Annotated in this window: 16 protein-coding genes; 10 read left to right on the top strand and 6 right to left on the bottom strand. The window is 42.4% G+C overall.

Features of this window, described 5'->3' with window-relative positions:
• The first annotated feature begins 32 nt into the window (after positions 1-32).
• Positions 33-884 (top strand): AraC family transcriptional regulator, encoded by an 852-nt coding sequence (locus QLH32_RS03610; protein WP_283268126.1) that lies wholly within the window; start codon positions 33-35, stop codon positions 882-884.
• Positions 885-913: 29 nt separating this feature from the next.
• Here the strand turns inward: QLH32_RS03610 and thiM are convergent, their stop codons facing one another.
• Entirely contained in the window at positions 914-1,732 is an 819-nt protein-coding gene (gene thiM / locus QLH32_RS03605; RefSeq protein WP_283268125.1) for a hydroxyethylthiazole kinase, read from the bottom strand.
• 18 nt (positions 1,733-1,750) lie between these two features.
• Positions 1,751-2,911, bottom strand: a complete 1,161-nt coding sequence (locus tag QLH32_RS03600) for a hypothetical protein (protein ID WP_283268124.1) — start codon at positions 2,909-2,911, stop codon at positions 1,751-1,753.
• Positions 2,912-3,134: 223 nt separating this feature from the next.
• Between QLH32_RS03600 and QLH32_RS03595 the strand changes: the two genes are divergently transcribed.
• The 5 genes from QLH32_RS03595 to QLH32_RS03575 all read left to right on the top strand — a co-directional run bounded on the left by QLH32_RS03595 (position 3,135) and on the right by QLH32_RS03575 (position 6,139).
• Positions 3,135-3,608: a DUF2147 domain-containing protein gene (locus QLH32_RS03595; RefSeq protein ID WP_283268123.1), complete on the top strand. Its 474-nt coding sequence runs from the start codon at positions 3,135-3,137 to the stop codon at positions 3,606-3,608.
• Between the two features lie 155 nt (positions 3,609-3,763).
• The gene (locus QLH32_RS03590) at positions 3,764-4,222 is read left to right on the top strand and encodes a DUF2147 domain-containing protein (protein ID WP_283268122.1); all 459 of its coding nucleotides are present in this window, start codon (positions 3,764-3,766) and stop codon (positions 4,220-4,222) included.
• Positions 4,223-4,362: 140 nt separating this feature from the next.
• On the top strand, positions 4,363-4,839 hold the full coding sequence (locus tag QLH32_RS03585) for a DUF2147 domain-containing protein (RefSeq protein WP_283268121.1): 477 nt from the start codon (positions 4,363-4,365) through the stop codon (positions 4,837-4,839).
• A 203-nt stretch (positions 4,840-5,042) separates the two neighbouring features.
• Complete coding sequence (locus QLH32_RS03580; RefSeq protein WP_283268120.1) at positions 5,043-5,516, top strand: DUF2147 domain-containing protein; 474 nt, start codon at positions 5,043-5,045, stop codon at positions 5,514-5,516.
• Positions 5,517-5,665: 149 nt separating this feature from the next.
• A complete protein-coding gene (locus QLH32_RS03575) occupies positions 5,666-6,139 on the top strand; it encodes a DUF2147 domain-containing protein (protein ID WP_283268119.1) in 474 nt (157 codons plus the stop codon).
• A gap of 58 nt (positions 6,140-6,197) precedes the next feature.
• Here the strand turns inward: QLH32_RS03575 and QLH32_RS03570 are convergent, their stop codons facing one another.
• A complete protein-coding gene (locus QLH32_RS03570; protein ID WP_267979763.1) occupies positions 6,198-6,455 on the bottom strand; it encodes a hypothetical protein in 258 nt (85 codons plus the stop codon).
• Between the two features lie 345 nt (positions 6,456-6,800).
• On the opposite strand from QLH32_RS03570, the gene pepN reads away from it, so the two are divergent.
• The 4 genes from pepN to QLH32_RS03550 all read left to right on the top strand — a co-directional run bounded on the left by pepN (position 6,801) and on the right by QLH32_RS03550 (position 14,701).
• The gene (pepN, locus tag QLH32_RS03565) at positions 6,801-9,410 is read left to right on the top strand and encodes an aminopeptidase N (protein ID WP_283268118.1); all 2,610 of its coding nucleotides are present in this window, start codon (positions 6,801-6,803) and stop codon (positions 9,408-9,410) included.
• A 100-nt stretch (positions 9,411-9,510) separates the two neighbouring features.
• Positions 9,511-11,646 carry a sensor histidine kinase gene (locus QLH32_RS03560; RefSeq protein ID WP_283268117.1) on the top strand — a complete coding sequence of 712 codons (2,136 nt, stop codon included), beginning with the start codon at positions 9,511-9,513 and terminating at the stop codon, positions 11,644-11,646.
• A 225-nt stretch (positions 11,647-11,871) separates the two neighbouring features.
• A complete protein-coding gene (locus tag QLH32_RS03555) occupies positions 11,872-13,998 on the top strand; it encodes a sensor histidine kinase (RefSeq protein ID WP_283268116.1) in 2,127 nt (708 codons plus the stop codon).
• Between the two features lie 49 nt (positions 13,999-14,047).
• Positions 14,048-14,701: a response regulator transcription factor gene (locus QLH32_RS03550; RefSeq protein ID WP_283268115.1), complete on the top strand. Its 654-nt coding sequence runs from the start codon at positions 14,048-14,050 to the stop codon at positions 14,699-14,701.
• On the opposite strand, the gene QLH32_RS03545 is transcribed toward QLH32_RS03550, so the two are convergent.
• The 3 genes from QLH32_RS03545 to QLH32_RS03535 are packed head-to-tail and all read right to left on the bottom strand — an operon-like array spanning position 14,693 to position 15,260.
• Positions 14,693-14,869 (bottom strand): hypothetical protein, encoded by a 177-nt coding sequence (locus QLH32_RS03545; protein WP_283268114.1) that lies wholly within the window; start codon positions 14,867-14,869, stop codon positions 14,693-14,695. The two genes, QLH32_RS03550 and QLH32_RS03545, sit on opposite strands and share 9 nt — an antisense overlap.
• On the bottom strand, positions 14,870-15,103 hold the full coding sequence (locus tag QLH32_RS03540; protein WP_349307081.1) for a Uma2 family endonuclease: 234 nt from the start codon (positions 15,101-15,103) through the stop codon (positions 14,870-14,872).
• Positions 15,075-15,260: a hypothetical protein gene (locus QLH32_RS03535; RefSeq protein ID WP_283269387.1), complete on the bottom strand. Its 186-nt coding sequence runs from the start codon at positions 15,258-15,260 to the stop codon at positions 15,075-15,077. Before QLH32_RS03535 ends, QLH32_RS03540 begins: the two co-directional genes overlap by 29 nt.
• Positions 15,261-15,455: the final 195 nt, after the last annotated feature.

Below are 15,455 nucleotides of genomic sequence, written 5' to 3'. Positions count from 1 at the left end.
CTCTATCAAATGAACGCTTATAAGTTAAATGTATGACGCTATATGACCAGAAATTGCAAAGGGTATGTGAATATATCCAGCAGCATTTGGACGATGAACTTGATGTGGAAACTTTAAGTCGGGTTGCCGCATTGTCCAAGTTTCATTTTCACCGCATTTTTCTGGCAAATACGGGTGTGAATGTGATGAGGTTTATTCAGATGTCACGTCTTAAACGGGCATCCTACCAACTCGCCTTCTCAACTGATACCAAGATTATTGATATTGCCCTGGAGGCAGGTTTTGATAGTCCTGAAGCATTTAGCCGAGCATTCAAACGTTCATTTGATCAAACTCCAAGTGCGTTTAGGGAACAGCCAGCCTGGCAATCCTGGCACCAAAGGTTTGTTTTTTCCCTACCTCAGAGAGAACTCAATATGAACGTGAACATTGTTGAAAGACCAGAAGAGCAAATCGCATTTATCTCACACTTAGGCGCGCCAGAACGTGTTTTTGAAACCGCTGCCCAATTTATTGCGTGGCGTAAGGAAACACGCTTATCTCCAATCTTGAAAAGTAAAACCTACGGTATTCCATTCTCGGACCCTGAACAAACGCCAAGCGCAGAATTCCGTTTTGATATCGCAGGTACAATCAATACAGATGTGCCTGAAAATCAATACGGGGTTAAGTCAGGTATCATCCCTAAAGGAAAATATGCGGTGATACGCCATCTAGGCAGTCATGACAATATAAAAGACAGTGTCTATTATTTATATCGTGACTGGTTACCGCAATCGGAACTGGAAGCTGGCGATTTTCCCGTATTTTTCCATTATCACAACTTTATCCATGATGTGGATGAATGTGACCTGATCACGGATATTTACCTGCTGTTGAAATAAGCTTAAGGCGCTGTTTGTATGGCAGGGCTTTATTCCAGTATTTCAATATCCACATATTGCTGAATCAGGTTTTCATCAAGCATGTGCACATAATCCATAAACATGACATTAAAGCTGCCAACGGTTTGTGCCTGATCATAGGCAAGTTTTCCCGCAATTGCAAAATGGGTATGTGAGGCAAGTGCGGCAATGAGTGGGCAACTGACCGCACTATATGCCGCCGTTAATGCTCCCAGGGCACAGCCTGTTGCGGTGATTTTAGGCTGCAAATCACTCCCGCCATTCACTTTAATCACGGCATCAAGCTGTCTGGAAATGAGGTAGTCCGATTCACCTGAGATTGCAATACATTCAGCATGCTGTAATAGGCTTTTTGCCTGAGCATAGACATCCTGACTATCGAGGGTGCTGTCAACACCTTTTGATTGTACCTGGCTGCCTGCAAGTGTGCTGATTTCAGAGGCATTGCCCCGAATAATGGTCGGTTTAAAGTGCAGAAGCTGGTCAACCGTTTCACTCCGCCATTTTAAAACCGCACCATAACCCACTGGATCAAGCACCCACGGCACTTGATGTTGTTGCGCTGTTTGTGCCGAAATCAGCATGGCCTGCGTTTGTTCAGTCGTCGGTGTTCCGACATTGATACTTAGGGCTGAACTGATTTGCGTAAAACTTTCCGCCTCAAATGGGTTGTCAATCATGGCAGGGGACGCGCCAGCCGCCAGCAGGATATTGGCCACATAATTATTGGCAACACTATTGGTCATGCACTGAACCAAAGGCGTTTGTCGCTGTAGTTCATGCCACGCCTGAATAATCTGTTCGATCAGTTGTTGTTTTGATGACATCGCAAATCCTTAAAAGCTTTAACGTGTGAAATAGTGGTCTTGATGCTTGCAATGGCGGCAGATCAGCGAGACATAATCCTTGGCATCATAATCCACCACCAGATCATTTGAACCACAATACATACAACGTTTTACAGAATAAAAACTGAGGCGTGGTTCGATTTTACGCCATGATTTCCACACAGGTTGTATGAAAATACGCTCATCATAACCAAGAAACTTAAACAGCAGAATCTCACTCATTTTACTAAATGGAATATTATGTGGTCTTGGTAAGGTGGAGGTTTCCCAGCGTTCAGTCAAGGCACGTTCCCGATACTGTTCCAGCGTCTTTTTGAGCAGGTTGGTGTTGATAAACTTGTCATTTCGGGGCTGTAATGCCTTTTGTTTGTACAGATATTCCAGTGCAGTCTGGATTAAATAGTAAATCTGTCCTACCGCAAGGTTTTCCATCAAGCGATAACAGAAGCCCTGAAAATGTCGATTCCCTGCAATCTGGATGCCCCAGGTACGGCAGTAAAACTGCATAAACTGAACAATTTCCTGATATAGAACAAGGTAAAGACTATCTTTCACTTCATCCGTGGTCTGGAATGGAATACCCAAACTCAGGTTTTCATAAAACCAGTGACGCAGTTGCTGTGTGATGCTAAAAAGACTTGGGTCAGCATAACCATCAAGACGAACATTCAAGTAATAATGCTCAGTCTCAATGCCTGAATCCTGTGGTTTTAAAATGCCTGCTTTCAGCAGTTCCTGAACAAGATGGTTCTGAAATAGATAATTCGGCGTAATTTCGTGATATTTGCAATTTTTCCAATGAATGAGTTCATCATGCTGGACATCTTCACGCGCATACTGATCCAGTAGGCTGAGCAGGAATAACTTGTTGAGAAAACTCAGCTGATCAAGGCTGTAAATGACCTCATCCTTTACCTTGTTTTTACGCTGTTCCTGCAATCGCGTTTGTTGGGTCTGTTTCTTGCGCTGTGCTGTACAGGAGGCACAATGACAATTTAGGTTGCTGTCCTGTTTAAAAACGCGATGCTGGCAGTGGCTACATTCATGAAATTGCAGTTCATGTGTGTATTGTTCTGCCTCAATCCAGTACATGGAAGCATGGCACAGTGGACAATGGCTACTTTCATCTAACTGTTTTTGTAGAATCTGTAACTCCATTGATGCCTAACCCATATTTATAAAAAAAAGATTATACATGCTGGACCAAGACAATGATGCAAAGTTTGTATTGTTAAAAAGTAGTTCCAAAATGAGACCTGATAGACTGAAGTGTAGCTAAAAGTTAACTTTATAACGTTGATATTTTTTTAAATATGGTAAATTCCCGCGCCGATTAGAGTAATCACTCAATGCTATTTTAAAAGAGCAGAAAGGGGAAAAGATGAGTCACCAATTATTGAAGAAATGTGTTTTGGGGTTAATAGGTTGTTTTATTAGCATTGTTTCTTATGCCGCTTCGATTGAGGGATATTGGCGCAGTATTGATGATCGAACGGGTGAGCAACTGACAATTATTGAAATTAGAAAGGCTTCTGACAATACCTATCGTGGCAAGATTGTTCATATTTTTCCAAGTGCCCAGGGCGTTGTGGTGACACACTGTATGAATTGTCCAGCACCTTATACCAATAAGCCACGTATGGGACTTGAAGTATTGACTGGGTTGGTGGAAGACCCGAAACGTCCCAACAACTATATAGAGGGACATATCCTTGAAAGCAAAACAGGTAAAACTTACAAGGGTAAAGCACGCCTAAGCCCAGATGGCAAGCGTCTCTTTATGCGTGGCTATGTTGGGATTTCAGCTTTAGGCCGTACAGTGGTTTGGATTAGAACAGACAGCGCGACACCTTGATTATTTATTTTAAAATATGGGATTTGGTATAAATTTCATTTCATTTTTAGACAGCTAAACATCCCTTAGTTGGTTGATTGTCTATAGATATTGGAATAAATATATACGGTAGATCTATTCTGTATTATGGAGTTTCATATGCAAAAAAACTATTCATGAATGGAATCGTGGGAATTTCTTTATCTCTGCTATCAACTACTATCTTTTCAGCTTCAATAGAGGGTTACTGGAAGAGTATTGATGATCGTACGAGTGAGCAACTTGCAATTATAGAAATTAAAAAAGCTGCGGATGGAACCTTTCGGGGCAAAACAGTTTATGTATATCCAAATGTTAGAGGGGGTTCAGGCAATGAATTGTGCGTAAAATGTCCACCTCCTTATACCAATAAACCCCGTTTAGGCTTGGAGATTATGACAGGCATTACGCAGGATTCTAAAGATCCTAGTAATTATATAAATGGGAAGTTGCTTGATCCAGGTACTGGCAAAATTTATAAAGGGAAAGCACATCTGAGTGCAGATGGGAAACGTTTAAAATTAAGAGGTTATATCGGAGTTTCTTTACTTGGCCGTTCAGTGGTTTGGATTAGAACTGATAGTGCGTCACCTTAATCGTTTATTTTTAAATATGTGATTTAGTTAAAATTTATGCTCGTTTTAGACAGTCAAATATCCATTGATCGTGTTGACTGTCTATACACATTAGAATAAATATATATAAGACAGAACTATTTTGCATTATGGAGCGTTTTATGCAAAAAAACTCACTCATGAATGGAATCATGGGAATTTCTTTGGCGGTGCTCTCAACAGGTGGTTTTGCTGCAACACCCGAAGGGTATTGGAAAAGCATTGATGACCGTACAGGCGAGCAGCTTTCAATTGTCGAAGTTAAAAAGAAACCTGATGGTACTTATACAGGAACCATTGTCTATCGTTATCCCATCCTAAATGGGGGAGCCACACTGACCAACTGTGTCAAGTGCCCTGAACCTTTTAAAAATAAACCCATCCTAGGTCTCCAGATCGCCTGGGGATTAAAAGAAGATCCAAAAAATCCAGACCATTATATTGATGGTCGTGTTCTAGAACCTAAAACAGGCAATATCTATAAAGGTAAGGCACAACTCAGTGCTGATGGCAAACGTATGCGTATGCGTGGCTACATGGGGATTTCCGCCTTGGGACGTACCCAGGTCTGGATTAGAACGGACAGCCCAAATCCTTAAAAATATGGTTAAAGTTTAATGGAATAAATTTAAAAGCATACTGTGCATTTGCTATTTAAAGTTTTGGGAAAATAGGTGAATAATGAGATCAACTATTTTAAGTCAACTGGAGCGTCAAAGTTTCATGGGCTGAAAATGTGATAAGTTATATAAAATCGGTTCTATAAAGATAAATGTGTTTCTTTTTAAATGACGGGGTTACTATGCTAAATCGTGTGCTCATAAAAGGCATCGTGGGATTCTCTATTGCTTGCGCAAGCCTAACAACTTTTGCAGCCTCTATCGAAGGTTACTGGAAAAGTATTGAAGAACGTACAGGTGAACAACTGTCAATTGTTGAAATCCGTAAAGGAAATGATGGTCGTTATCATGGAAAAATTGTTTATCGCTATCCAAACTCACATGGCATTGCACTTACAAACTGTACCAAATGTCCAGCGCCTAATACAAATAAACCTATTCTGGGTTTGGAGATTTTGTCTGGATTCAGGGAAGATCCAGATAAGGCAGATGCTTATATTGATGGTCGAGTGTTGGAACCTACATCTGGGCGAATTTATAAAGGTAAGGCTGTGGTGAGTGGTGAGGGTAAACGCCTGCGCATGCGTGGTTATATGGGAGTGTCTGCACTGGGCCGCACCGTGGTCTGGATTCGTACAGATAGTGCAAACCCTTAAACATGAGTCTAAATATTAAGTTGTATTTAAGCTGATTTAACTATAAAAAACCTGCTGGTATAGGGTAAGATAGACTGGATTTAATAAATAATATTTTAAATCAAGTCTAATAAGTATGAAGTGTTATTTTAAGTTTTAATGGAGATAATATGTTAAATCGTGTACTCATGAAAGGAATCGTGGGTTTGGCTATTGCTTTTGCAAGCGTGACTGGTTTTGCTGCATCAATTGAAGGTTTCTGGAAAAGTATTGATGACCGAACTGGTGAGCAACTATCAATTGTAGAAATCAAGAAAGGTGCTGATGGTCGTTACCACGGTAAAATTGCTTATCGTTATCCTGTTCCTGGTGGAGCTGCGTTAACCCATTGTACAAAGTGTCCTCCGCCATATACCAATCAGCCAATTCTGGGTTTGGAAATTTTGTCTGGATTTAGGGAAGATCCCGATAAGCCAAATGCTTATGTTGACGGAAAGGTGTTAGAGGCAAAAAGCGGCAAAATCTATAAAGGCAAGGCGAACTTAAGTGCTGACGGTAAACGTTTACGTATGCGTGGATATGTAGGTATTTCCGCATTGGGCCGTACTCAGGTTTGGATTCGTACAGACAGTGCAAACCCTTAATTTTATTTAAAAACAAAACCTCGAATCCAAATGGGTTCGAGGTTTTTTATTGGGTAAACTAAACAGGGCACGGTAGATTTTCGTCCTCCTGACCGATTTTTTTCGCGGCAATCAGTGCCTGCACTTTTTTGCTTGGTACTTTTTCTTTTCCAAGCGCATCATAGGTATTCACGATATTGGTAACTTCCAGGGCGCTAAGATCAATACCCTCCGCTGATAAGAATACTGAAATCACATGATGATCAATGCCCGCAGCAGCAAGATCATGGATTGCCTTAATATTTTCTAGACGATACAGATGTGCTTTTAATTCCATAACAGTAACCCTCGCTTGTTATTTTATATACCTACATTGGCATATATCATTAAGCAATAACCGTGCACAAAATGTAAAAGTCTGGAAAAAAATGTAAGTTGAGCGATGAAATGCAATTGCTTCTGTAGTTTTTATTTAAGAATAGAAAACTATGTTGTAATTCTGTCTAAATGATCAGCATATTGACTCAATTTGATTTGAAAATGACGGAGTTCAGCCCAATAAAATTGTTAAAACTCATACTGGGTCTTAAAGACAGGTTGTATCAGTTGGCGTATGATCAAGTCATTACGAGTCTTGCCAACAAGACCATCTAAAAGACATGACTAAAGATAAGGAATACTGATGAATATTGCGGCACAACCTCCTGTACAGGCAGATCAAACCATTTATTTAAAAGACTATCAAAAGCCCGCTTTTCTGGTTGAGTCGATTCATTTGGACATTCAGGTCTATGATGATCACACCATTGTTGATTCAACACTGGTTATGAAACGTCAGGCAGCGGGTGAGCTGGTATTGTTGGGTCGTGATCTGGAGCTACAATCCATTCAAATGAATGGACAGTTGTTGAATGTTGATCAATATCAACTGGACAGTGAACAATTGGTGATCACCGATGCACCAGATCAGGTCATTGTGCAAACCAAAGTGATTATTCATCCTGAATCAAATACCCAGCTTGAGGGTTTGTATAAGGCAGGTGACTTATTTGTCACCCAGAATGAGCCTGAGGGCTTCCGTAAAATTACATTCTATCCAGACCGTCCAGATGTGTTGGCGGAATTTACCACCCGTGTCGAGGCTGATAAAAAATATCCAGTCTTGTTAGCCAATGGGAACTTGCTGGAAACAGGTGAAGTAGGAGAGGACCGCCATTTTGCCATCTGGCAAGACCCGACCAAAAAGCCAAGCTATTTATTTGCCTGTGTGATTGGTGATTTAGCGGTACTGAAAGATCGCTATACTACGTCTGAGGGGCGTGATGTTGCTCTGGAAATTTATGCGATTGAAAAAGATATTCCAAAATGCCATATCGCGATGGAAGCACTAAAACATTCAATGCGCTGGGATGAGGAACACTATGGTCGCCCTTATGACCTCGACAACTATATGATTGTGGCGGTGAGCCAGTTCAATATGGGCGCAATGGAGAATAAAGGTTTAAATATCTTCAATACCTCATGTGTGCTTGCCGATGAGGAATACACTACTGATGCAGCCATTATGCGGGTGCAGTCGGTGATTGCGCATGAATATTTCCATAACTGGACAGGCAACCGTATTACTTGTCGGGATTGGTTTCAGCTCTGTTTAAAAGAGGGTTTAACCGTTTTTCGTGATCAGTCATTTTCGGAAGATTTACAGTCGGCAGCAGTCCAGCGTATTGATGATGTGGCGGTGTTGAAGTCGCATCAATTTCCTGAAGATGCTGGCCCATTGTCGCATCCACCACGCCCAGACCATTTTGTGGAAATTAATAATTTCTATACCGCAACGGTTTATGAGAAAGGGGCGGAAATTAACCGCATGATGGCGACTTTACTGGGTAAGGAAAAATACCGTAAAGGAACGGATGAATATTTCCGTCGTCATGATGGTCAGGCGGTGACGGTGGAAGACTGGGTTGCTGCATTAAGCGCAGGTTCAGGTGTTGATTTATCTAATTTCCTGATCTGGTATAACCAGCCTGGTACACCAAAGCTGGAAGCCAAAGGTGAATATGATGCGGCTGCACAGACCTATCGTCTTAGCTTCAAACAAAGCCTAAAAGCACATCCTAAATATCCAAATTTAAAAGCCGTTCCAATTCCTGTGGCTCTAGCATTATTCAATGCCAATACTGGCGAGCAATACACCTTGCACAGCCCTGATCTGTTTGTGGATGATGTTAAAGATGGGGTGTATTTATTTGATCAGGATGAGGAGAGTATTGAATTTACAGGTGTGACTACACAACCTGTTGCATCGTTATTGCGTAATTTCTCTGCGCCCGTCAATCTTGTGTTTGACTATTCAGATGAAGATCTTGCTTTCCTGATTCAGCATGAAACCAACGGTTTTAACCAGTGGCAAGCCACACAAACCTTGCTGGAACGCATCTTACTGCAAGACCATAAGGTCGATGCCTATATTCAGGCGATTAAAGATACCTTGCCTGAATTGGTCAATAAAGATCCTTTGCTTGCCTCACGCCTGTTTGATGTACCAAGCGAAAACTACTTGGGTAGCCGTATTGATCAGGATTATGAACCTGAGCTTATTCGTGAGAAACGTGAAGCAGTGCTGGATCGGTTGGCTCGTGAGTTGGGTTCATTCTGGAAAGACACCTATCTATCTTTAGATCCAGAGATGCAAAAAGAGTTCTCTTTGGCGATGGGTGTGCGGGCGCTTAAAAATATCATGCTAAATATGCTGGCACGTCAGGGTGATGAATCGGTATTTGATTTGGCTTATGCGCAGTATCAAAACACGGGCAATATGTCTGAGCGTTTGGGAGCATTGCGTGTGCTGGTCTGGAATGATGCACCACAGGCTCAAGATGCTTTGGATGACTTTTATAATCGTTTTAAAGATGAAGCCTTGTCGCTGGATCAATGGTTTAGCATTCAATCCTCCAATCCAAATGCTACTGAGGAAACCATAAAATATCTGACCCAGCATGTAGATTATGATTTGGGCACGCCAAACCGTATTCGTTCAGTCAGTGGCGGTTTGTCAAATAACCCAGTCAATACATGGGGTTTTGGCGTGGGGCATTTTATTGAGCTGGCAGGCTATCTGGATGAGAAAAACCCGATTTTAGGTTCACGTTTATTGCAAGTGCTGTCACGTTGGTACACTTTGGCTGAACCACAACGCAGTCAGGTACAGCAGGCATTGAAAGCGTTGCAACCGAAAGTGAAATCTAAGAATGTATCTGAAACTTTGAGCAGTATGCTAAACATTGAATAACACATTGTTTTCGTCAGAAAGGATGCTGTCACAGCATCCTTTTTTATATGTTCTGGATTATCATTAGTTCACAGAAAGGATACTCATATTGTGGTGATACATGGCTTTGCGTCGCAAAACACCAGCGGATCGGTTGTTTTATGCCATTTTAGGATTGTCGTTGGCCCTTATTGCGGTTATCTATTGTGCGGTAAATCAGCCCAGTAGTCATTTACGCTTTGAAGTCAAAGAACGCCAGAAAATTTCGGTATTTGACGGGCAGCGATTGATATTACAGGATGTAAATTCAGTTGCGATTTCATCAGCAGGTGGGCAGAACCGAATACTGCTAAACGCAAATGACTTTACTGAAGACCCCCATTTTGTTGCAACCTATCCTGAGATGCAGCAATTTTTTATCAAACAGAGCCAAGTTCATCAACTGATAAGCCAGCATCAGCAAATATTTTTGCAGTCAGGCGATCATTCAAGCTCAACGCCATATCCTGTCAATATTCAGCCTAAACGAACGCTTCGGGGTTTACCTTTTGAGTTCTGGTTTCAGCTTGCTGTCAGTTCGGTTGGATTTTTACTGGGCTGCTGGATTTGGGCATTGCGTCCCAATGAAATCGCCCCCCGTGTTTTTGCCTTACTCAATGCGGCCTATCCCGTATTTGCCTTTTCTGCAGCCATCTATAGCACCCGTGATCTGGCTTTAAATGCCGAATTATTTCGGGTACTTGTCGCAATCAATACGGGTGGCGCATTGCTATATGGCTGTGCATTAATCAGTCTATTCCTGGTGTACCCAAAGCAGTTGATTAGAACCCAATGGTTGTGGGCAATACCGATATTTTTCTCTGGTTGGTGGTTGCTCGATACCTTATTTCTTTTGCCTGAACCAAGCATGGGGGGCGATTTACCCGTTACCCTGCAAATGCTGAGCGCAATTTTATGTATGGTTTGGCAATGGCGGGCAAACAGACATGATCCACGGGCAAAAGTGGCATTGCGCTGGTTTGCTTTATGGATTCTGGTCAGTAGCGGCGCATTTGTATTTTTGGTTCAGAGTACCCAGCTACTTGATATTCAGCTGAATATGTCACAAGGCTATTCGTTCGGTTTCTTCCTGTTTGTGACGATTGGTATTGCGATTGGCTTAAAACGCTATCAGTTATTTAGTCTGGACCGTTGGGCGTTCGGAATTCTGTACTGGCTGGCAGGAGCGATTTTACTGGTGTTGCTGGATGCCTTTCTGGTGATGATGTTAAGCCCACTTATGTCACTCAGTCTGGCCATCCTGATTTGTGGTCTGGTCTGGCTGCCTGTCCGTGGCTGGCTACAGGCGCACCTGTTACAACGCAAAAAGTTATCCGACAGTGAACTGTTTGAACGAATCTTGCAGGTCAGTTTTGCGGTGAATGAGCAGGAACGCCAGTTACAGTGGAAAGCCTTGTTGAATGACCTGTTTCAGCCATTAAACCTTGAAATAAGTGAACAGGCGAATCACAGCCAGATTGAAGACAATGGACTGGTGCTGTATATCCCACAGGTTGCGGGACTGGCAGCAATGCGTCTCAGCTATCCGCAGCAAGGCCGCCGTTTGTTTAGTGAATATGACCAACAGTTGATTCAGAATTTATTGCCATTTTTAGCTCAGGCAGTAGAGAGTCGGGTTGCCTATGACAATGGTGTGCGTGAGGAAAGACACCGTATCGCCCGTGATTTACATGATGACCTAGGGGCAAAATTATTATCGGGTCTCTACCAGAAAGATGTGGATCAAACCAAACAGGCCATTCGTCAGGCGATTGCTGAAATGCGTACCATCGTCAATGGTCTGTTGGGTACAGGGGTTGAGTTAAATGTGATCTTACAGGAGTTTGAGCATGAGGTTGCGACCCGCCTGCAAAGTTGTGGGATAGAACTCAACTGGCAACAAAAGCTTGGAGATGTACCCATCACCTTGAGTTATGCACAATACAGGCATTATATTTCTATGCTTCGCGAAATCATCAGTAATATAATGAAGTATGCCAATGCCCAGAGTGTAATCATTGACATTAGCCTGGTTGATTCACAACTGGTTTCAGTCATTTGTGATGATGGCACTGGTTTTGATGGTGAAACTAATCAGTCTGGGGGGAATGGGCTTAAAAACCTGAGGGAACGTGCAACTGAACTTTCGGCAACGCTGCATTTCCACAGCCTGCCAGAGGCAAAAGGTTTAAGGGTAGAGTTGACCTTTTCATTATGAATCAATAGATATAAATGGATTTTGTACACAACGGACGTGGATGAGATTACATTGCTTCATATAGTTCAGCATAATCAAAATAAAGCATTTTAGGGGTGTCTAAGGTGTGGTATCACTTGTTGAAATCAGTCAGGTCAATGAATTCAAGCTAAAATTAATACATTGTTTTAAACAATATAAATACTTGCCATGTGTGTGCATGGGACAGGTGGGGCATATGGCAAGATGATAAAAACACCTTTTGTTGCGATGTGGGGCATTCTACTCACTGGAATAATGCTGACACTGCTTGCAGTGATGACTGCACTCTATCAACCCTGGTTTGGTTTGACACTGGCACTGGATAAACAACATATAGTGGTGGATACCATCAACATGCCGCTTAGAGGTGTTCAACAGGGACAGATCGTCCAGTCAATTGCCAGTGCGGATGGCCGAAACAGAATAGAACTGGTTGAGCAGGATGTCATGGAGGATCCTGATCAACTGGAAACCTATCCGCAAAGCAAGCAGTTTTTTTCTCGTCAGGATTATTTGGCAGGTGTGCTGCGCCAACGACAAATCAGTATGCAGTTTGCCAATGGAAATAGTATCGTGCTGGATGTAAAACCCAGACGACCTGTGAATAGTTTGCCTATGGTGTTCTGGGTACAAATTTTGGTGGGGCTGAGCAGTTTTTTAATTGGGGGCTGGGTATGGGGCATGAGCCGCAAACGCTATACCACCTTGATCCTGTTTATTGCTGGTTGCTGCATTATGGCAGCGGCATTCTCGGCTGCCATTTATAGTACTCGGATACTTGCCTTGCCAGCACCCTTATTTGAGCTGCTGTCCAACCTTAACCATACAGGTGCTGCATTGTTTGGCATTGTATTGGTATTACTGTTTTCTAATTATCCTACCGCCCGTTTGCTTCCACCCAGATTACAACTGCTGTTTGTTGTCGGTACATTCTGTTGGTGGCTGTGCGATATGTTCAAGGTATTCTTTTCTGGCCCTCCGATTGGTGCCTTTGTTCCACTGTTGATTGCGCTAAGCATTATTTTATTGCTGAGCTGGTGGCAATATCGTAAGACAAAATATGATCCCGTTGCACAGGCTGCTTTACGCTGGTTTGGCTTGTCTCTTATGCTGGGTGCAGGTATCCCTGTTCTGCTGGTGAGTATGCCAAACCTTTTGGATATAGATGCCGCCATGTCGCAGGGTTATGCTTTCCTGTTTTTCCTGCTGATTTATGTGGGAGTGGTACAGGGGGTGGCACGTTATAGGTTATTTGAGCTGGAAAGCTGGATATTTCGTATCTTGTTTTATCTGTTGGGGGCTTTTTTACTGGTGCTACTGGATGCGCTTTTGGTCATGGTGCTCAGTCCACTTATGTCACTCAGTCTGGCCATCCTGATTTGTGGTCTGGTCTGGCTGCCTGTCCGTGGCTGGCTACAGGCGCGCCTGTTACAACGTAAAAAATTATCTGACAGCGAACTGTTTGAGCGAATCTTGCAGGTCAGCTTTGCGGTGAATGAACAGGAAAGACAGCTACAGTGGAAAGCCTTATTAAACGACCTGTTTCAGCCATTAAACCTTGAGATAGGCGAACAAGAAACTCACAGCCAAATTGAAGACAATGGACTGGTGCTGTATATCCCACAGGTGGCAGGGCTGGCAGCAATGCGTCTCAGCTATCCGCAGCAAGGTCGCCGTTTGTTTAGTGAATATGACCAGCAACTGATTCAGAATCTATTGCCGTTTTTAGCTCAGGCTGTGGAAAGCCGTGTTGCCTATGACAATGGTGTGCGTGAGGAAAGACATCGTATCGCCCGTGATCTACATGATGATCTGGGGGCAAAATTATTATCAGGCCTCTACCAGAAAGATGTGGATCAAGCCAAGCAGGCCATTCGTCAGGCGATTGCCGAAATGCGTACCATCGTCAATGGTCTGTTGGGTACGGGTGTTGAGTTAAATGTGATTTTGCAGGAGTTTGAGCAGGAGGTTGCGACTCGCCTGCAAAGTTGTGGGATAGAACTGAACTGGCAACAAAAGCTTGGAAATGCGCACATTACCTTGAGTTATGCACAATACAGGCATTATATTTCTATGCTTCGGGAAATCATCAGTAATATAATGAAGTATGCCAATGCCCAGAGAGTAATCATTGACATTAGCCTGGTTGATTCACAACTGGTTTCAGTCATTTGTGATGATGGTAATGGTTTTGATGGACAAACTGGGCAGTCTGAGGGGAATGGGCTTAAAAACCTGAGGGAACGTGCAACTGAACTTTCGGCAACGCTGCATTTCCAAAGTCTGCCAGAGGCAAAAGGTTCAAGGATAGAGTTGATTTTTCCATTATAGTGACTGTGGCAAAAAAGTAATGGATGTAAATATATAAATGGGTATAAAGATGATTCGAACGGCATTGATTTTAGAAGATATACTGGAAGTCAATGCATGGATCAAACAGATGTTGCTTGAGACCTTTGCAGGCATTCGTATCCAGCAGGTTTATAGTGTCAAGGAGGCAAAGCAGTCACTATTGTCACAACATTATGATCTGGCCTTGATTGACCTTTCCTTGCCTGATGGAAAGGGAACAGAGGTGATTGACTGGCTGGCACAACATTCTACCAATACCCTGAGTGTGGTGGTGACGATTTTTGAAGATGATCAGTATCTGTTTGAGGCCATTTGTCATGGTGCAAAAGGGTACTTGCTGAAAGACCTTGAACCAACTGTATTTCAGCAGCATTTGAAAAACCTGATTGCTGGAATCCATGCCTTTTCCCCAAGCATGACGCAGAAACTACTCAATTATGTCAAAACACATGAACAGCTCAATCAACAAAAGCAACAGGCCATACAGTCACTGACTTTAACAAATCGGGAAAAACAGGTGCTTGTCTATATTGCAAAAGGACATCAGGTCGCTGAAATCGCCTACGAATTAAAATTATCTGGCCATACCATAAATGGCTATATCAAGACAATTTATCAAAAACTGCATATTTCATCCCGTGCTGAAGCGGCACTGCTAGCACAGCAATATGGTTTAATTTGAGAGGTTTTGTTCTGCTAAGGCTTTCTTCTCTAACCATGTCACGACATCTTCATTTTTGACACGGTCATAAATATCTTCAACTGAAATGCTTAAACCAATTGAGTTCAGTGTAATGTGATCTCCCAAATAGTAGAAATGAGATTGCCAGTTTTGACTACGACATACCACTTAAATCTCGGCAATACCCTGTTCAATCAGGATATATTCCTGTAGGGTCGGAATCTGTAGATACTTTTCACGTTTGATCACACGGTCAATCTGGCGCGTGGATTTAGACAATACCTCAACAATAATGGTCGGAGTTTCTGTAAAAACACTGTCATCTGCTAAATCTGAACAATCAACCAGTACATCAGGATAGAAATAACAGTCGTCAATTTTGACTTTCATATCTGACATCATAAAACTGCAAGATTTTCCTTTGAAATGCATATGAAAGGCTGAATACATTACTGACAATATGATTATGTGCCGCTTTTGCCCCAGCTATTGCATAGACTTCGCCATCAAGATAATCCTGTTCACTGACCGAAAGTGGGTAGGCATGATGAGGTGACATGGCAATAACTCATGATGATATAAATTACAGCCTATACCTTAGCGTGTATGAAGAAGTATCACAACTGATTGAATATTCACATTGTAAGCAAGTTTTTGAAGTCAAAATAGATTTTAGGCTATCCCCCCCTGAACTGGGGATACACAGAAAACCCTAAAAACGTTACTGTCATCACGAAAGGGATGAAATAACGAA

Origin of the sequence: Acinetobacter corruptisaponis (assembly GCF_030053775.1) — a bacterium.
GTDB lineage: Bacteria > Pseudomonadota > Gammaproteobacteria > Pseudomonadales > Moraxellaceae > Acinetobacter > Acinetobacter corruptisaponis.
Note: the sequence above shows the minus strand (reverse complement) of the source record. Positions and strands in the feature narration are given on the sequence as shown.